Genomic DNA, 17581 nt, shown 5'->3' with positions numbered 1-17581 from the left:
GACGTGAAGGGAAAAGAAAGGATAAGATTTATATGGCAAAAAAAATTGCGGTCTTAACAAGCGGTGGCGATGCTCCTGGCATGAATGCTGCGATCCGCGCAATCGTACGTAAGATCATTTTTGATGGTAACGAAGCTTATGGGGTACGTTATGGATTCCGTGGCTTAGCAGATGGAGATATTTTCCAAATGACTGCTGCTGATGTTTCCACCCTATCTTCGCGTGGCGGAACGATTCTGTTTACAGCCCGCTACCCTGAATTTGCAGAGGAAGAAGGCCAACTCAAAGCCTTAGAACAATTAAAACGTCATGAAATTGACGGCTTGGTTGTCATTGGCGGAGACGGGTCCTACCAAGGGGCTTTAGCCTTGTCACGACGTGGCTTCCCAACGGTTGGTATTCCTGGAACAATCGATAATGATATTCCTGGTACTGACTTTACCATCGGTTTTGATACGGCATGCAACACTGCCCTAGAAGCTTTGGATAAGTTAAGAGATACCGCCAAAAGCCACATGCGGACTTTTGTGGTTGAAGTAATGGGGCGGCATGCTGGAGATATCGCCTTATGGTCTGGCATTGGATGTGGTGCTGACCAAGTGATTATTCCAGAAATTAATTTTGATATCCAAGAGGTCGTTGACCAAATTAATCAAGGACGTGAAAAGGGTAAGAAGCATACCCTCATTGTTTTAGCTGAAGGCGTTATGCCAGGCTATAAATTTGCTGATTTACTGGATGAATATGGAAATTACCACATTCGGACTACCGTATTAGGACACGTTCAACGTGGAGGATCACCAAGCGCTAAGGACCGTATGTTAGCAACTTCTTTAGGACATGCAGCGGTTGAAGCTTTAAGCAAGGGTCAATCTGGAATATGTATGGGAATTGTAGATAATAAAATTGTCTATACCGACATTGAAAATGCCCTAGAGAAAAAAGACGACCGTCAAAAACGTAATACGCTCAATAAATATCTCTATGATCTTAACCAAGAAACCTCAGTTTGGTCTTAAAAATAAAAGGAGAAAATGAAATGCCATTTGATATGAAATTATTAAAGAAAACCAAAGTTGTATGTACGATTGGACCTGCTTCAGAAGATCCAGAAACCCTAGTCGAACTGGCTAAAGCAGGTATGGACGTTGCCCGGATGAACTTTTCTCACGGTGACCACGATGAACACTTAGCCCGCATCAAAGCAATTCGCCAAGTGGAACGTGAAGCTGGAAAACGGATTGCGGTTATGCTAGATACCAAGGGTCCTGAAATTCGTACCCATAACATGAAGGACCATGCTCCGGTTTTCTTAGAAAAGGGTAAAACCGTTAAAATTTCTATGACTGAAGTTGAAGGAACCCAAGACATGATTTCAGTCACTTATCCTCAATTAATTAATGATGTTCATGTTGATTCTCATATTCTCATTGATGATGGTTTAGTTGATTTACGTGTTACTGACATTGACTTTGATAAGGGAATTGTTACCACTGTTGTGGAAAATAGTGGTTTAATCAAAGACAAGAAGGGGGTTAATATTCCTGGCGTTTCCGTATCCCTACCTGGTATCACTGAAAAAGATGAAGCCGACATTCGTTTTGGCCTAGAAAATGGAATTGACATTATCGCTGCTTCCTTTGTTCGTAAGCCAGAAGATGTTTTAGAGATTCGCGAAATTTTAGAAGAAACCGGGAACGAAACAGTTCAAATTATCCCTAAAATTGAAACCCAAGAAGGGGTAGATAATATTGACGGGATTTTGCAAGTTTCTGATGGTTTAATGGTTGCCCGTGGTGACCTAGGGGTAGAAATACCAACTGAGATGGTGCCAGTTGTTCAAAAAGAATTAATCCGTAAGTGTAATGCGGCTGGTAAACCAGTTATTACTGCTACCCAAATGTTAGATTCTATGCAACGTAACCCACGTCCAACCCGGGCTGAAGCTTCTGACGTTGCTAATGCCATTCTAGACGGTACCGATGCGATTATGTTATCCGGTGAAACAGCTGCTGGTGACTACCCACTTGAAGCCGTTAAGACCATGACCCGTATCGCTATGACTACTGAACGTGAAAGCGAATTACGTGGTCAAGCCCAACAAGCCCTTAAAGAATATCAAAACAGTGATGTTTCTGAAGCCATTGCCCAATCTGTTGCCCATACAGCTCGCAATTTGAATATTCAAACCATCGTTGCTGCAACAAATTCAGGTCATACTGCTCGTTTAATTTCTAAGTACCGTCCTAATGCCATGATCTTAGCGCTTACCTTCTCTGAAAGTCGTGCGCATAAGTTATTACTTAGCCGTGGTGTGGTTCCAATGGTCATTGAAAAACCGGCATCTACCGATGAAATGACCTTACTTGCCACCCAAATTGCTAAAGAAGAAGACTACGCTAAAGATGGCGACCTTATCCTTATTACAGCTGGTGTACCGGTTGGGGAAACAGGGACCACCAACTTGATGAAGATTCAAATGATTGGTGAACGTTTGATTGAAGCTCAAGGGCTAGGAAATCAATCAGTCATTGGACACGTGGTTAAAGCTCAAAGCCCAGAAGAAGCCATTGAAAAAGCTAACCATGATAACATCTTAGTGGTTTCTACAACTGATGAACGCTATAATGAAGCCATTAAGAAGGCAGGGGCTGTTATTGTAGAAAACGCCACACTAACTAGCCATGCTGCTGTAATGAGTGTCAATACCGGGACTCCGGTTATCGTTAATGCTAAAGATGCGACGAACATTCTTGAAGAAGGCCAATTGATTACCTTGGATGCACGTCGCGGTATGGTTTATGATGGTGCCACGACGACTATCTAAGCCTGAACGAGACGAAGTCAGTGCCTATTAGGTACTGGCTTTTTTATTTTTCCCTATAGGCCTTCTGGCAATTCATTTGGGGAGGGCCGCGTCTATGCTATACTTAAAGAAATCGATATGAAGGAGACCAGTAAATGAAAGAACTAGCTAGTGTAGTCTCTGCTAGAGTGAGTGACTATAATGCAAAGAATTATTATGTCCAGTTCGAGGGAAAGACCTTTGAATTAAACCCCAGTGATAAGATAAAATCGCTGAATATTGGACAAGAAATCCCAGTGTTTATCTATACTAATCAAAAAAATCAAGCCAAAGCGACTCTAGATTTCCCCGAGAGTCGACAAAATACCTATGGCTGGGCTGAGGTCACCCAAGTTCGCCATGATCTAGGTGTCTTTTTAGATATTGGCCTTCCAGATAAGGATATGGTCCTGTCTATGGATGAGTTACCCAGTGAAACAGGGCTTTGGCCTAAAAAGGGCGATAAGCTCTATGTGAAATTATCCGTAGATCGTAAGGACAGGCAATGGGCTAAGCTAGCCGATTCTGTGGTTGTCCAGTCTTTAACCAGTAAAGTTAAGGGAAATGAAAAGCGTTGGATTAATCAAGTCAAAAAAGCTCGGGTTTACCAGTGTAAACTGAATGGGAGCCACTTAATCACAGAGGATTACTACTTGGCTTTTATTCACCCCAGTGAATGGGAAGTAGAGCCCCGCCTAGGAGAAGAGGTGGAAGCTCGGGTTATTGGTATCGGTCAAAATGGAAATCTAAACTTATCCCTAAAGCCACGTGCTTTCGAAGTAATCAATGATGATGCCGAAATGATTTATCAAGTCTTAAAACGTACTCCTGAGGGCTTTTTGCCTTATAACGATAAGAGTGACCCCAATGCGATTCGATCAGCCTTTAATATTTCTAAGGCCCAATTTAAACGTGCCTTGGGCCACCTGATGAAAACTCAGCGAATTGAACAAAATGAAGATGGGATAACTTTAAAGGATAAGTGATTTTTTGACTATCAATGATTTGATTGAGGATTTTTTAATTGCTTTACGGGTAGAACAAGGCCTTTCGGAAAATACCATTAAAACTTACCATAATGTTTTAAATCAATTTCAAATGATTTTGTCTGAAGCGGGGATTGAGGATATTCAAGCCGTCAAACGCCAGGATATTATCCAACAGCTAGAAAATTTAAACCAAAAGGGTCGGGCAGTCTCAACCATGAGTCAGTATTTATCGACCCTACGTCACTTCTTTAAATATTTGATTTTGGACTCAGTGATTGAAGAAAACCCGGTGGAAAATATCTCCTTGCCTAAGAAGAAACAGCAGCTCCCTCAAGTGCTAAGTGTTGAAGAAGTTGATCGTTTGTTAGAAATGCCGGACGTCAATTCGACCCTTGGCTTGCGAGATCGTAGTTTATTAGAGTTACTTTACGCGAGTGGACTGCGGGTAAGCGAATTGGTCCATTTAAAAATTAGTGATTTTCACGAAGATCTCGGCTTTCTCCAAACGATTGGTAAGGGCAACAAGGAGCGCATCATTCCTCTTGGAGAAGTGGCCAAAGATTGGCTACAGACTTATCTCAAAGAGAGCCGCCTCAAACTCTTGGGAGAAAATGACCAATCTCAAGGGATGATTTATTTGAACCATCACGGACGTCCCCTTAGTCGGCAGGGGGTTTGGAAGAAGCTCAAGCAATATATCCAAGCTGCTGGGATAACAAAAGAAGTCAGCCCCCATACCTTGCGGCACTCATTTGCAACCCACTTATTGGAAAATGGGGCAGACTTAAGAGTGGTTCAAGAACTCCTGGGCCATGCTGACATTTCTACCACGCAAATTTATACCCACATCCATTCGCAACATATGCGCGAAATTTATAAAAAAACTTTTCCGAGAGCATAGGAGAGTGTGACAAAAGTCAAAAGAGCCTGGGACAAAAGTCCCAGGCTCTTTCTGTAGTGGTGACTCTTTTAAGATGTCTTCGCTAAGTATCCGAAATAGACCTTATCAGCATTTATTTATCCTCTGAGATTGATATTATTTTTCAATAGACAGGCCGTCATTCAATTCGATTTGGATGTGAGCTGCTTGAGGAGCGGTATTCTTAATGGTTACAGTTTGACTTTCACCTTGTTTGAGTCGGTCAGTCTTCCAAGTATCAGAAGCTAACTCTTTTTGGTCAGCATCGACAAATTTAATGGTTATCCCTAAATTCACCAAGTCAGCTTTGGCATGGTTAGTTAATGTCCCTGTCATGACAATGCTTTGGTCAGTACTTGCCGCTTGGTCAACAGTGAACTGTAAATTATTTAAATCCTCTTCAAGTTGAGAATAGGCTGCTTTACGGAAGTCAAGATTTTCTTTAGCCTCTTCAAGGGCCTTGGAATTTTTATCTGCGTCAATTTCTTCCAAAGCTTCTGCTTGAATGATAAAGCGTGAATCTTGGGATAAGTCTTTCAGGATATCAATTCGCTTCCGGTAATGATCATTAAAAGCAGTCTGACTATCGATAGTAGCCGGCTCTTGGTTCAAAGCATCCACACAAGCTTTTAATTCATTTAAGTAGTTCTTCACCTTATTTTCTAAATCTTTATCTTTAAAGCTTTGGTCTTGATACTTTTTCATTTCCTCCCACTCAGTATTGAAGGAATTGATGAGAGCTTGACTACCGGCATTGTCACTATTTTTATCTACTTGGCTAGCTGCTTCCTGTTTCTTTTGCCAAGTGGTAAAGAGATCACTAAAAAATAGGTCATCGGTTTTGTTTTGCGAAGAGCAAGCACTTAGAAAGAATAAGGTCGCACAGAGGCAGGCCAAGGCAATGATTTTCTTGAATGGCTTCATTAAATAGGTCCTTTCTACATTTAAGTTGATATTATTATATCATTACTTTAATAGGCATAGAAAAGAAATGAAGGGAAAAGCCATTCGAAGATCATGCTAAACTTTGATACAATAGAACTATAGGAGGGCTGGTAATGAATAAGATCGAAACTTTAAAAAATATGATTTATGAAAGTGATCGGATCGTCTTCTTTGGAGGAGCAGGAGTATCCACAGCAAGTGGCATTCCTGATTTTCGTTCTGCGGATGGTTTATTTATGCAAGATTCTGGATATCAGGTCAGTGCAGAAGAAATTATTTCACATTCTTTCTTTGAGAAATATCCCCAAATATTTTTTGACTATTACTTTGATCATTTAGTTTATCCAGATGCTAAACCCAATGCCTGTCACCGCTATTTAGCTGATTTAGAAGCTAAGGGGAAAGAAGTTGCCATTGTCACTCAAAATATCGATGGTCTTCACCAAGAGGCGGGAAGTCAAAAAGTTTATGAATTACATGGCAATGTCTGGGATAATTACTGTCTAAAATGTAAACGACACTATCGGACAGAAGACTTAGAAAAAGATGATCAAGGGATCCCACGATGCAGCTTTGACCAGGCCATCGTACGTCCTAATGTCGTTCTTTATGAAGAGGCACTCGATCAAAAAGAGATATTAGGGGCGGTTAGAGCCATTGAGCAAGCGGACTTGATGATCGTTGCGGGGACTTCTTTAAGAGTCTATCCTGCCGCTGGTTTAATTGATTATTTTAATGGCTCTTATTTAGCAGTCATTAATAAAACAAAGATTCAAGTGGATAGAAAAGATACGTTGGTCTTTGAGGACTCCTTAACCAAAGTATTTAAGGCCTTAGATATTTAAGATGTTTTTTCAAAAAGTTTTCTATTTTATGGTATTGGATATTTGCTTAGAAAAGTGAGTATTTTCTTTTTGGGGCGTTTGTGATAGTCTATGAACCATAGAATCTTTAAGAGAGGTTAGGTGAGTTATGCTAATTCCATACATTTCAAATTATGAGAAAGTAGTTATGGGTTTATTATCTTATCTAGATGCCTATAAGTCTATGGATGACTTGATGGCAGAAATGAAGCGTATAAAAACAGGTAAACGTCAACTCTATTTATGGCGTGATGAAGAAACCGATAATATTGTCGGTATTATTGGTTTTGACCAAGATGAGGAAAAAGAATTAGTATTAGTACGTTATAGCTCAGTTAATCCTTCTTTCGACCAAAATGAGATTACCTATGCCATGCTGACTGCTTTAACCCAGGAATTTCCTATGTATACCATTAGCGGCTCACTAGCTATGTCTGATATCTTAAAAGGATGGGCCTTACATGAGCAACGTACCATGCCACATATCATTCATCACGATGAGGAAGGTTTATGAATAAAACTAAGCAAGAAAACACTGAAACTTCTAATGATGAATTACACATCGATCTAGCGGCTTTTGAGGGGCCGCTAGATTTGCTTTTGCATTTAATTAAGCAGATGGAAGTTGATATTTTTGACATTCCCATTGTTGATATCACCAACCAATATTTAGAAACAATTCACCGCCACCAAAAAAGGGACTTGGAACTAGCCAGTGACTATTTGATTATGGCGGCCAGTTTAATTGAAATTAAGACTAAATTACTCTTACCCAAAAAAGCTATGGAAAAAGAAGAGGAAGACGATCCACGAGCCGATTTGGTCCAACAATTACTAACCTATAAGCAATATAAGGCTGTCTCAGCTATCTTAGAAGAAAAACAAGCTGACCGGTCTTTGAGTTACTCTAAAGAGGCCAGTGACCTCTCGGATTTACAAGCCGTTGTACCCTTGCCTGAAAACGAAGTAAGCAGTGAAGACCTCTTATCGGCCTTTAAAAAAATGTTTTTACGCTTGAAGCAGGAACAACCACTAGAAAGAACTGTAAAAGGGGAAACTTTTACAATTGATGAGGCGATTACGAGTATCGAAGAAGCCTTGGACCAAGAGTCAGACCACTTGTCCTTTTTTATTTGCTGAGTTCGAATCAGCCTAACAGAGAGAAAGTGGTGACTTATTTTCTGGCTCTGTTACAATTAGTTAAACAAGGAAAATTACTTATCCAGCAGGATCAGATTGCTGCAGATATAAGCATACAAAAGAAGGATGATGGGGATTGACCATTGAGGGTGCTTGCGAAAGTTTATTATTTGTTGCTGGTGAGGAAGGCCTTAGCCTAGAGGAACTAGCTAATCTTTTAGATCTTTCTAAAGAAAAGGTCCAGTATAGTTTATGGAACTTAGACAAAAAATTAAAAACTGATAGTCAGCGGGGGCTAGAATTAGTATGTCTAGGGGGGCGCTATCAATTACTGACTCAAAAGATCTATGCTGACTTAATCCAAAAATATGCAGTCAGTCCCTTTGCTTTGAAGCTGTCCCAACAAGCCTTGGAAACCTTGGCAGTGATTGCCTACCAAGGCCCAATTACCCGATTAGAAATTGATGAAATCAGGGGAGTTCAATCGCAAGCTATGATTAAACGCCTCTTATTGCATGACTTGATTGAAGAAGTAGGGCGAAAAGAAGGTCCTGGGCGTCCGATTCTTTACCAAGTAACTAATTATTTTTATCAATATTTTGGATTGAATTCAATAGCTGACCTCCCTGATATATCATCGCTTTTACCTGAAGATGAGGAAGATAAGGGCTTATTTGATGAAGAAGGAGATAAATAATGGAAAGATTACAAAAGGTCATTGCCCATGCTGGTGTGGCTTCGAGACGCGATGCCGAAAAATTAATCCTTGCTGGCCGGGTGCGGGTCAACGGCCAGGTGGTTACTGAACTCGGCACTAAGGTCACCAAGAAGGACCTCGTTGAAGTTGACCAGGTGCCTATATATAAAGAAGAACCCGTTTACTACTTATTTAATAAGCCGGATGGGGTCATTTCTTCTGTTGCTGATGATAAGGGCAGAAAAGTAGTGGTTGATTATTTTAAAGAGATCCCCCAACGTATTTATCCTATCGGGCGCTTAGATTATCATACGACCGGAGTCTTACTTTTAACCAATGATGGGGAATTTGCCAATTTATTAATGCATCCTCGTTACGAAATTGATAAGGTCTACGTGGCTAAGGTAAAGGGCTATCCTAGCCCTGATGCTCTTAAGCGCTTAGAAGAAGGTCTAGTGATAGACGGGCAGAAAACCGCTAAGGCTAGGGCACGCATTCGGAAAAATAAGGCTGCTAAGGAAAATGCAACCGTTGAGTTGACAATTCATGAAGGACGTAATCGTCAAGTCCGTAAGATGCTTGAAGCAGTTGGCCATCCCGTAAAACGTTTGAACCGCGAACGCTATGGCTTTTTAACGACTGAAGGTCTAGGAGTGGGTGAATACCGGCCATTATTAAAAGCTGAAGTTGAGCGTTTAAAACAATATGCCTTACAAAAATAAAACGCTTGCATTTCTCCTATAATAGGGTTATAATTTATCTGTAAAATTAAATAAATGAAATCTTCGGGGCAGGGTTAGATTCCCGATCGGCGGTGATAGTCCGCGAATCAGTGAGCTGATAGAACTAGTGAAATTCTAGTACCGACTGTAAAGTCAGAATGGGAGAAGATAGTAAATACTTACTAATTAATTCTTTTCATTGAAGACTTTCGGTGAAAGGAATTTTTTATTTTCAAGAAATAACAATTAACCCTGACTGAGAAGAAGAAAGGGGAAATTGTTATGAAAACAAGTACACGTCAGTTAATTGTTACCGCAGTTATGGGGGCTATTGCCTTTATCCTTATGATGTTTTCTTTTCCGATATTGCCTGCTATACCTTTCTTAAAGGTCGATTTTTCTGATGTACCGATCCTATTCACCACCTTTTTGTTTGGTCCATGGAGTGGTGCAGGGGCTGCTTTTGTACGGAACTTTTTACACTATATGCAAACAGGTGGCAATGCAGGTTACCCAATCGGAGATATGGCTTCTTTCATAGCTACTCTTTCTTATTGCTTGCCAATTTACTATATTTTACGTAATTATGATCTTCGTTTGAGCAAACAAGTTGAAACGGCTAAGTACTATGTCAAAGTCTGCTTTGCTTTTGCAATCGGTAGCGTATTAATGACGTTTGTCCTTTCTTTGGCTAACTACTATGTCATTACTCCCTTCTATATGGCTGTGATGAATTTCGAAATTCCTAACATGCAGGAATATATTCTTTATGGCATAGTTCCCTTTAATTTACTCAAGGGTCTGATTATTTCGATAGCTAACTTTATTGTTTTATCGGCTGCCTTACCTGTGGCTAAGCGGCGTTTAGTTTAGTTCAGGGCAATTATTATTCGCTAGGTAAATCCCTTGCCATTGAAATAAAAAAGACACCAGCTTAATGAGAAGCTAATACTTGCTTAACTTCTTAAGCTGGTGTTTTTATATGTTTCGTGTTGTGAAGATGGCATTCTTCTTCCTGGACTTTAGGAAAATTTGAGTTGGTTAATCATTTGGTAAATCCAACCTAAATCTTCAGTCGTTAGATCATCCTTTATTGTATGAATGGTTATGACCTTAAGATTAAATAAGGGGTAGGTGGTTAATAAAATATCAATCCTTGAATGGTCTAGGTCTTCCATAAAGTAAGTATCTGTGATGGGGGTGACCTCAATTAATGAGCCAAAAAACAGGTGGAGTTTTCCACAGATTTCTCCAGTGCTGTAAGAACGACCGGTATAAACCGCGATATTTAGGCGTTTATAGTCCTTATAAAAATGATTGATTGTTAAGGGATAAAATGAATAGACATAAGAAAACATAATAGCCGTACGTTTGGCCATTAGCCCTTTACTGAAATAGGATTGAAAACTTTCTAGAATTGGCTGTAGACGGGCGTTAAAGCCGGGAAGGATGAGTTCCCATTTTTCCTTTAAATTACTGATTTCTAAAGCAGTCAACTGCATCTTAGAATAATTTTCATTTTCCTTTACATCGAGCTTATCCTGGCAGCAATTATAGAGTAATAAAAGCAACAGATCCTTCTTATCTTGGTCTAAAGGACTTAATTGCTGGCTGGTCGTTAGTTGATCCAATTCTTTAAAGAAGTTAGCGATGGCTTGAGAATGATCATTTGAAGAACGAATTTCTTCCTTTAAAGCTTGGATAGATAAGTAGGTGGTGTGTGGTGCTAGACCGACTAAGAGTTGACGGACGGCTTCAGAATTGATGGATATTTTTAGGCGATACTCGATATCAAAGATAGTAAATTGGGCTTTTGTGGCGGTTAAGGATTCTTGTAGGCTCGATAGGTCCCTTGGTAAGTAACCGTCTTGGACCAGGTCTTTATGCTTATAACGAATTAAATTGATGGCAAGAATAATGGGGAACAAGGGGTGACTACTATAAAGTCCTAGGCTAGGCATGGAGTGCCTTAAGTAGAGGGAGATTTTGTTAATATCCTGATGACTCACCTCATTAAAAGGCCATTGGGTTAACTGGTAACCAAATTCAAAAAATCGTAATAAAATTTCCTTACCTCACGTTCGGGACCCTCAATAGTAAAGGGGTTCATGGTGAGACTGAGACTTGGATAATAACTGGTAAAAAATTGGTTAATGGAATCAATGATGCGATAAAGAGTAGACCGACTAACGAATAACTTTTCGCACATATAAGAAATATAGTAAATTTTTTGACTGAAAATGGTTCGTATTAAAATGAAATAAATACTATTGCTAAAAAAGTAAGGATAAAATGCATTAAGCTGAGGCGGGGTAGAAGCAACTAATTTGATGTATTTATATTTCATTTCAAACTGTAGTTTGTCGGGAAAAATGAGAATGAGTTGCTTTAAGTCAGAAATTATTGTCTGTGATGAACAATTAAAATGGTTCTTTAATTCTTTGATGGCCACCATTTCTTGATCACTGCTAATGAGGTATTTGATAATATTTAAGCGCCGCTGGTCTAATTTACTCAGTAGCTTGGCCATTGTTTGGTCTGTTGATGTATCCATTTAAATATTACTCCCTTCTGTAAGAAAAATTAAAGACGACTTGGAAAATTATCCAGTCGTCCTTTTTGTTTTTAATCTCAATCATGTTGATAGTAAATGTCTTTTTAAATAGTGGTCTTGCTTTTTAGAAAAACAGTTATGATACACATGCAGTCTTGATGCGTAAAAACAAATAGTCTTATTACATTAAAACATAAGAATTTGATTTTTAATATACAATCCTTGGGATAGCTATCCCAAAAATTAAATAAAGGCTAAATTATTGAGATCAGACTTAGTAAGAATTACAAAGTCGTATTGATCAGTAATGGTGAGTTAAATAGATAAAATTAATAGGATTTATTTCGATTGGTCTTTCATCTGCCTCTTCTTTTTCCTTTTTCGTAGGTCTTCGCTATAATGAATGTGAAAATAGACAATGAGGGGTGAAAAGATGTTAGAACTCTTAGCTGAAGTCAAGAAAGGCACAGCAGACTTGAATCAAAATACACTTTATCAAATTCTTATTGGTAAACGCACACCCTCTAGCTTGTTTTACGCCTATAGTCACCAGCTCTTATTCTTATTTAACTTATGTCCTCAATTATCCAAGTTAAGCTGGGAAAAGTTAGGCCAGGTTGATCATGAGCCAGAGACTGATATGCAAACTTTATTGGCTGGTCTAAAATACCGGCAGGGGCTATTTCCAAAAGCTAACCACCAGGCTATACAGACTAGTCTACTCTTATTCTTTCAAGCTCTAGCTAATGCTAGCCATGGTGAAAAAAGCTACCAACCCCTTACACAAAGTGCTCAAATTCAATACCAGGTCAAGTGCTTCTTTGCTTGGACGCAAAAAAAGTATCGTAAAAAGGAGTTAGCGACTATACTAGGCCAGGAATTAGAAGCAATTTTAGCTGCTTGGCCACTGGAGCAGGCCGATATGTTATTGGCTCGGATCGGTTATGTTGACTTGCCAGCGCTGACTTATGAAGAATTAGCAAGTCGTTATCATTTTACTTTAGACCAATGCCATTTGTACTATAGTAGTTTAATTGATCGCCTCATGATCACAGTTCTATCCGCGGATACTTACCCCCTCTTAAAAAGCTTTTTTGAAAGCTTTATTGCCCCCTATCCTCCTTGGTCAGATTCCGCTAATGTGAGCTATGGTTATATTAAACAGGGCTATTCATTAGAAAAAATTGCTAAAAACCGTCATTTAAAAGTTTCTACCATAGCCGATCATTATGTGGACATTATGCTTTCTCGTCCAGAAGTTTTAGCCCAGGAAGCCAGTGACTTGTTCGGCGCAGATTTAAAGAAGATTGATTGGTCGCTTGCTTATAATCACTTTGAAAGTTTTCAGAAGGCTTTTCCTAAAGCGCCTTATTGGCTTTACCGTTATTATCAAATGATGCAAGTGAAAGAGGCCAGAAAGGAGCAAGTAAGATGTTAGAAGATCTCTTAGCGACTCACTTTGGTTACCAGTCTTTTCGCCCTGGGCAAAAGGAAATTTTACTCCACTTACAGAAGCGAGAAAACACGATTGGTATTTTACCTACTGCTGGCGGCAAGTCATTGATTTATCAGATCTACCAGTATTTAAATCCCGGTCCCATTTTGCTTATCTCCCCTTTGTTGGCATTGATGGAAGACCAAGTTAGTCAGTTGCAGGCACTAGGTTTTAAAGCAAGTGTGGCAATAACTAGTCAATTAAGTAAACAAGAAAAAAACTGGTTACTTCATCATCTCCATGACTTTCAATTTATTATTATGTCACCAGAAATGCTCTCCCAACCCGCTGTCTTACGGCGCTTAAGGCAAATTGCTATCAAACTGATGGTCATTGATGAAGCGCACTGTATTTCTCAATGGGGCTATGATTTTCGCCCGGAGTACAGTGCCCTCAGACAATTTCGCCAAGCCTTAAATCATCCTTTAACCCTAGCCCTGAGCGGTAGTGCTAGTCAAAATACACTAGCAGAGATTGCCCAGCATTTGTTTAGTGATTGGGAAAGCTATCAGCAAGTCCAATGCCCCTTGGACCGTCCTAATTTGTTCTATGGTCAATTGAAGCTTAATGAAAAGGACAAGTTTCTCCATCTTAATTCCTTGCTTGAGACCTTACCAAAGCCGGGAATCATTTATGTCCACAATAAAATGGAGTTGGAAGAACTTTACCAAGATTTAAAAGCGAGCAGCCAGCTAAAGCTCGCCAGCTACCATGCTGACAAGACTAGTGAGGAGCGCTTGCAAGTCCAAGAGCAATTTCAAAAGGGACATCTTGACGCGATTTTAGCCACATCTGCTTTTGGCATGGGGATTAACCAGGCCAATGTACGCTTTGTTATTCACTATCATGCTCCGCAATCATTAGCTGACTATCTGCAAGAGAGTGGCCGATGTGGTCGTGACGGCCAAGAGGCTTTGGTATTACTTTATTCTAATCCCCAAGAAATTAGCCGTTTAAATTATTTTAAAGAGCAAATTGACGCTCAAGCTGTGCCTTTTTATCAAGGATTAAATCAGGCTTACAAGTGGGCTGGTTTTTTGCAAAGTCAGCCTTTCTTAGCACTTGAGGAGCAAATCCAAAATTTAATCACTTATTTTTACTATAATTATTCACCGCAGGATAAGGAGCAGATTCAGAAAGACTTTCAAAACTATCAAAAAATAAAGAAAAATGAAATCGAACAAATGATTCAATACCTCACCTTAAAGAGCTGTTATCGTCGTTACTTGCTAAGTCATTTTTCCAAGGAAAGGATAAGTACTAATCGCTTTTGTTGCTCGCATTGTCAGGCTGACTTTGAAGATACGGCAACTTTTAAGGAATATCTGACCTTGGCCCCTAATCGCTTGGTGAATCCCAAAGAAAAAGTGTTGAAGGATTGGCGGGCGCGACTTAATGTCTTATTTCTTAGTTAGCAATGGTTTAACTAAGGAAAATACTGACATTTTGCCTAATAAATGCTACAATTTTCTAGTAATAAAGGAGGAATAATCATGGCATTCAAGGACAATTGGAATCAGTTTAAAAATAAATGGAAAAAAGAAGAGCCAGCAGTTGAGGAAGAAAATGCTAATTTAGAAGAGGAAGTTGAAGCAGGACCAGAGACGAGTTCGGCCGATGAGTACGAAAATTTGAAGAACCGTCAATATTCACGGTCTTCCAGAAATAAAAAGGAAAAGGGTGTATCTCCAACGGTCAAGGTCTTGATTGCTCTAGGACTCTTGTTTATTTTGATCCCTTATGCAGCCTATATTATTTACGGCAACCAACAAAAACAACCAGAAAGCATGAATGTGGACCAAGTGATGGTGTCTAAGTCTGAAAATGATTCCCAAAAACAAGCCGAAGAAGAAAGCAAGAAGGCGGAGGAATCAAAACAAGCAGAAGAAAGTAAAAAACAAGAAGAAAGCCAACAAGCAGCTCAAGCTTCTCAACAAGCTGCCCAGGAAGCCCGTCAAGCAGCTGAACAATCCCAAGCCGTTCAACAATCCCAACAACAAGCAGCTGCCCAAGAGCAATCCCGTCAACAAGCGAGTCGAAACCAAAATCAACAAAATACCAATCAAAATCAAAATGTAGGAAGTTATCAAGTTTCTGCTGGAGATAACCTTTATCGGATAGCGGTTAACCATGGAATGACTCTGAATCAATTACTGGAATTAAACGGCTTACATGCCAATTCACCGATCGCACCGGGTACGGTTCTTCGGGTCTACCAATAGGCGCGAAGGTTGAGTAATTGAGGAGTAGAAAATGAAAAAATTAACATTGCTATTGACGGCCCCGCTTCTTCGGGAAAGAGTACCATCGCTAAACGATTGGCTGAACGTTTAAACTATGTTTACTTGGATACGGGTGCCATGTACCGCTGTGTAACTCTTTTGGCCTTAAAAGGACAGATTGAAGCTGAAAACTCACCAGCACTTAATGACCTATTAGCAAGTATCGATATTCAATTTGAGACGGACTCTGAAGGCCAAAAGATCTTCCTTAATGGACGGGATGTGACTAAGGCAATCCGTCAAGACCATGTTACCCAAGCGGTTTCTGCTTATTCTGCGATCGACCGAGTTCGCCAGGCTATGGTTGAACGACAACAAAGTTGGGCTAGAAACCATACTGGCTTAGTGATGGATGGTCGTGATATTGGAACCGTGGTATTGCCTGATGCCGATCTTAAGATTTTTCTCACCGCTTCAGCAGCAGTTAGAGCGAAGAGACGATTCTTAGAAAATCAGGCTAAAGGACTATCCGAACAAACAATTGAAGAATTAACTGAGGCAATTGAAGCTCGTGATTACTACGATGCCCATCGTGAAAATAGCCCCTTAAAAGCAGCTGGGGATGCTATTGTTATTGATAGTTCTGATTTGAATTTAGACCAGGTTGAAGAAAAGATATTGAGTCTAATTGAGGAAAAAGAATAAATAAATAAGATAAATCTAAAAAAAGCTTTAAGAAATTTGTCTTATTTAAATTAACATGTTATAATCGAAGGGTATTCATTGACCAAAGTGTCGATGGTTAGTACTTTTATTTACAGGAGAGGATATAAGTTTATGACAAATGAGTTTGAACAACAAGCAAATAACGAAGTAGAGGCAAATGAAGAAATGCCTTCTATGGAGGATATGCTTGCAGAAACAAAAGAAGTGAAAATTGGTGATACGGTAACAGGAGAAGTATTAACCATTGATGAAAACAATCAATTAATTGTTGGTATTGAAGGCGCTGGTGTTGAAGGGGTCGTACCTTTCCGTGAATTGTCATCTTCCCATGTTGATGATGTCACTGAAATCGCTAATGTAGGTGATACTCTCGAATTAGTGGTTGTAAAACACATTAAAGATAAAGAAAACGGAACTTTCTTACTTTCTCGTCGTCGTTTAGAACAAAAGAAAGTTTGGAAAGAATTAGAAGAAAAAGCTGAAAATGAAGAAACCATTACTGTTCCAGTAACAAAAGTTGTTAAGGGCGGTTTAGTGGTTGATGCTGGCGTTCGTGGCTTCATCCCAGCTTCTATGGTTGAAGACCACTTTGTACGTGACTTCACACCATATAAAGGCAAAGAATTAGAAGTGAAAATTGTGGAAATTAATCCTCAAGAAAACCGTTTAATTCTTTCCCATAAAGAAATTGCTCGTGAACAAGCTGAAGCTGAACGTGCCGAAAAATTAGCACAGTTTGAAGAAGGCGAAGTTGTTGAAGGAACTGTCGCTCGCTTAGCTAACTTTGGTGCTTTTGTTGACTTAGGTGGTATTGATGGTTTAGTTCACATTTCACAAATTGCTCACCACCATGTTAACCATCCTTCTGATGAATTAGAAGTTGGCCAAACTGTTAAGGTGAAGATCTTGTCAATCGATGAAGACCGTGATCGTATCTCCTTATCTACTAAGGCAGCTACTCCAAGTCCTTGGGAAGATATTGAAGAAAAAGCTCCTAAAGGCGCTGAACTTGATGGTGTGGTACGCCGAATTGTAGACTTTGGTGCTTTCGTAGAAGTTTTCCCTGGCGTTGAAGGTTTAGTTCACATTTCACAAATTTCTCATGAACATGTCAACCATCCTTCGGATAAACTTGAAGAAGGCCAAGATATTAAAGTCAAAGTGCTTGATGTAAATCCAGAAGAACACCGTCTATCTTTATCAATCAAAGCGCTTGAAGAAGCTCCAGAACGTTCTGAGTCCGACAAAGACGAACAAAGAGCTCCACGTCGCGAACGTAAGAGCCAAGCAAATAACCGTCGTAACAAACCGGCTCAAGCAAAACGTTCACAAGCATCTCAAAGTAGCAATGACGAAGACACAGGCTTCTCATTCGCTGATCTTTTAGGTGACCAACTAAAAGACTTAAATCTTGACGATTCTTCAGAAGATTAGTAAAGATTAAACAGGGCTGGGAGTTATCCC

At 39.6% G+C, this 17581-nt stretch carries 19 protein-coding genes and 1 riboswitch; of the genes, 16 read left to right on the top strand and 3 right to left on the bottom strand.

All coding sequences use genetic code 11. The features are described from left to right. Positions 1–32 precede the first annotated feature (32 nt). The 4 genes from pfkA to xerD all read left to right on the top strand — a co-directional run bounded on the left by pfkA (position 33) and on the right by xerD (position 4735). Positions 33–1019: a 6-phosphofructokinase gene (gene pfkA, locus HMPREF9243_RS06470; RefSeq protein WP_013669379.1), complete on the top strand. Its 987-nt coding sequence runs from the start codon at positions 33–35 to the stop codon at positions 1017–1019. A 20-nt stretch (positions 1020–1039) separates the two neighbouring features. Further along, positions 1040–2827 (top strand): pyruvate kinase, encoded by a 1788-nt coding sequence (pyk, locus tag HMPREF9243_RS06465; protein ID WP_013668589.1) that lies wholly within the window; start codon positions 1040–1042, stop codon positions 2825–2827. A 134-nt stretch (positions 2828–2961) separates the two neighbouring features. After that, entirely contained in the window at positions 2962–3831 is an 870-nt protein-coding gene (locus tag HMPREF9243_RS06460) for a S1 RNA-binding domain-containing protein (protein ID WP_013669477.1), read from the top strand. Between the two features lie 10 nt (positions 3832–3841). Continuing rightward, positions 3842–4735, top strand: a complete 894-nt coding sequence (xerD, locus tag HMPREF9243_RS06455; RefSeq protein ID WP_041706743.1) for a site-specific tyrosine recombinase XerD — start codon at positions 3842–3844, stop codon at positions 4733–4735. Between the two features lie 135 nt (positions 4736–4870). Here xerD and HMPREF9243_RS06450 read toward each other — a convergent pair whose 3' ends face one another. Beyond that, entirely contained in the window at positions 4871–5677 is an 807-nt protein-coding gene (locus HMPREF9243_RS06450; RefSeq protein WP_013669137.1) for an FxLYD domain-containing protein, read from the bottom strand. Between the two features lie 134 nt (positions 5678–5811). On the opposite strand from HMPREF9243_RS06450, the gene HMPREF9243_RS06445 reads away from it, so the two are divergent. The 7 genes from HMPREF9243_RS06445 (at position 5812) to HMPREF9243_RS06420 (ending at position 9993) form a co-directional block, all read left to right on the top strand. After that, positions 5812–6543 (top strand): NAD-dependent protein deacylase, encoded by a 732-nt coding sequence (locus HMPREF9243_RS06445; RefSeq protein ID WP_013669878.1) that lies wholly within the window; start codon positions 5812–5814, stop codon positions 6541–6543. Positions 6544–6709: 166 nt separating this feature from the next. Further along, positions 6710–7075, top strand: a complete 366-nt coding sequence (locus HMPREF9243_RS06440; RefSeq protein ID WP_013668889.1) for a hypothetical protein — start codon at positions 6710–6712, stop codon at positions 7073–7075. Beyond that, positions 7072–7701, top strand: a complete 630-nt coding sequence (locus HMPREF9243_RS06435; RefSeq protein WP_049776774.1) for a ScpA family protein — start codon at positions 7072–7074, stop codon at positions 7699–7701. The genes HMPREF9243_RS06440 and HMPREF9243_RS06435 overlap by 4 nt, the downstream gene beginning before the upstream one ends. 26 nt (positions 7702–7727) lie before the next feature. Continuing rightward, positions 7728–7841 (top strand): hypothetical protein, encoded by a 114-nt coding sequence (locus HMPREF9243_RS11030; RefSeq protein ID WP_013668777.1) that lies wholly within the window; start codon positions 7728–7730, stop codon positions 7839–7841. Continuing rightward, the gene (gene scpB / locus HMPREF9243_RS06430; protein ID WP_013669576.1) at positions 7838–8398 is read left to right on the top strand and encodes an SMC-Scp complex subunit ScpB; all 561 of its coding nucleotides are present in this window, start codon (positions 7838–7840) and stop codon (positions 8396–8398) included. Before HMPREF9243_RS11030 ends, scpB begins: the two co-directional genes overlap by 4 nt. Beyond that, positions 8398–9120, top strand: a complete 723-nt coding sequence (locus tag HMPREF9243_RS06425) for a pseudouridine synthase (RefSeq protein ID WP_013669185.1) — start codon at positions 8398–8400, stop codon at positions 9118–9120. The genes scpB and HMPREF9243_RS06425 overlap by 1 nt, the downstream gene beginning before the upstream one ends. 55 nt (positions 9121–9175) lie before the next feature. Continuing rightward, a riboswitch (FMN riboswitch) is annotated at positions 9176–9294 on the top strand. Positions 9295–9402: 108 nt separating this feature from the next. After that, the gene (locus tag HMPREF9243_RS06420) at positions 9403–9993 is read left to right on the top strand and encodes an ECF transporter S component (RefSeq protein ID WP_013669995.1); all 591 of its coding nucleotides are present in this window, start codon (positions 9403–9405) and stop codon (positions 9991–9993) included. 149 nt (positions 9994–10142) lie between these two features. On the opposite strand, the gene HMPREF9243_RS06415 is transcribed toward HMPREF9243_RS06420, so the two are convergent. Next, entirely contained in the window at positions 10143–11048 is a 906-nt protein-coding gene (locus tag HMPREF9243_RS06415) for a hypothetical protein (protein WP_155811993.1), read from the bottom strand. Positions 11049–11149: 101 nt separating this feature from the next. Continuing rightward, a complete protein-coding gene (locus HMPREF9243_RS06410; RefSeq protein WP_041706143.1) occupies positions 11150–11674 on the bottom strand; it encodes a helix-turn-helix domain-containing protein in 525 nt (174 codons plus the stop codon). A 433-nt stretch (positions 11675–12107) separates the two neighbouring features. On the opposite strand from HMPREF9243_RS06410, the gene HMPREF9243_RS06405 reads away from it, so the two are divergent. The 5 genes from HMPREF9243_RS06405 to rpsA all read left to right on the top strand — a co-directional run bounded on the left by HMPREF9243_RS06405 (position 12108) and on the right by rpsA (position 17551). Beyond that, positions 12108–13112 carry a helix-turn-helix domain-containing protein gene (locus tag HMPREF9243_RS06405; RefSeq protein WP_013668467.1) on the top strand — a complete coding sequence of 335 codons (1005 nt, stop codon included), beginning with the start codon at positions 12108–12110 and terminating at the stop codon, positions 13110–13112. Beyond that, positions 13106–14584, top strand: coding sequence for a RecQ family ATP-dependent DNA helicase (locus HMPREF9243_RS06400; RefSeq protein ID WP_013669612.1), 1479 nt, complete (start codon positions 13106–13108; stop codon positions 14582–14584). Before HMPREF9243_RS06405 ends, HMPREF9243_RS06400 begins: the two co-directional genes overlap by 7 nt. Before the next feature lie 78 nt (positions 14585–14662). After that, positions 14663–15391, top strand: coding sequence for a LysM domain-containing protein (locus HMPREF9243_RS09995; RefSeq protein ID WP_013669922.1), 729 nt, complete (start codon positions 14663–14665; stop codon positions 15389–15391). Between the two features lie 39 nt (positions 15392–15430). Beyond that, a complete protein-coding gene (gene cmk / locus HMPREF9243_RS06390) occupies positions 15431–16096 on the top strand; it encodes a (d)CMP kinase (protein ID WP_041706140.1) in 666 nt (221 codons plus the stop codon). A gap of 132 nt (positions 16097–16228) precedes the next feature. Then, on the top strand, positions 16229–17551 hold the full coding sequence (gene rpsA, locus HMPREF9243_RS06385) for a 30S ribosomal protein S1 (protein ID WP_013668927.1): 1323 nt from the start codon (positions 16229–16231) through the stop codon (positions 17549–17551). Positions 17552–17581 lie beyond the last annotated feature (30 nt).

This window comes from Aerococcus sp. Group 1 (assembly GCF_000193205.1).
In the GTDB taxonomy this organism is placed as follows: Bacteria; Bacillota; Bacilli; order Lactobacillales; family Aerococcaceae; genus Aerococcus; species Aerococcus urinae_A.
The sequence above is the reverse complement of the archived record's forward strand: the minus strand, read 5'-3'. Positions and strand labels throughout refer to the sequence as shown.

Bases quoted from the DNA above. Each gene is read 5' to 3' on its own strand.
- pfkA (WP_013669379.1), top strand. From the start codon at position 33: ATGGCAAAAAAAATTGCGGTCTTAACAAGCGGTGGCGATGCTCCTGGC.
- HMPREF9243_RS06420 (WP_013669995.1), top strand. From the start codon at position 9,403: ATGAAAACAAGTACACGTCAGTTAATTGTTACCGCAGTTATGGGGGCT.
- rpsA (WP_013668927.1), top strand. From the start codon at position 16,229: ATGACAAATGAGTTTGAACAACAAGCAAATAACGAAGTAGAGGCAAAT.
- HMPREF9243_RS06445 (WP_013669878.1), top strand. From the start codon at position 5,812: ATGAATAAGATCGAAACTTTAAAAAATATGATTTATGAAAGTGATCGG.
- pyk (WP_013668589.1), top strand. From the start codon at position 1,040: ATGCCATTTGATATGAAATTATTAAAGAAAACCAAAGTTGTATGTACG.
- HMPREF9243_RS06405 (WP_013668467.1), top strand. From the start codon at position 12,108: ATGTTAGAACTCTTAGCTGAAGTCAAGAAAGGCACAGCAGACTTGAAT.
- HMPREF9243_RS06435 (WP_049776774.1), top strand. From the start codon at position 7,072: ATGAATAAAACTAAGCAAGAAAACACTGAAACTTCTAATGATGAATTA.
- HMPREF9243_RS06460 (WP_013669477.1), top strand. From the start codon at position 2,962: ATGAAAGAACTAGCTAGTGTAGTCTCTGCTAGAGTGAGTGACTATAAT.
- HMPREF9243_RS09995 (WP_013669922.1), top strand. From the start codon at position 14,663: ATGGCATTCAAGGACAATTGGAATCAGTTTAAAAATAAATGGAAAAAA.
- HMPREF9243_RS06450 (WP_013669137.1), bottom strand. From the start codon at position 5,677: ATGAAGCCATTCAAGAAAATCATTGCCTTGGCCTGCCTCTGTGCGACC.
- HMPREF9243_RS06410 (WP_041706143.1), bottom strand. From the start codon at position 11,674: ATGGATACATCAACAGACCAAACAATGGCCAAGCTACTGAGTAAATTA.
- HMPREF9243_RS06400 (WP_013669612.1), top strand. From the start codon at position 13,106: ATGTTAGAAGATCTCTTAGCGACTCACTTTGGTTACCAGTCTTTTCGC.
- HMPREF9243_RS06440 (WP_013668889.1), top strand. From the start codon at position 6,710: ATGGGTTTATTATCTTATCTAGATGCCTATAAGTCTATGGATGACTTG.
- HMPREF9243_RS06425 (WP_013669185.1), top strand. From the start codon at position 8,398: ATGGAAAGATTACAAAAGGTCATTGCCCATGCTGGTGTGGCTTCGAGA.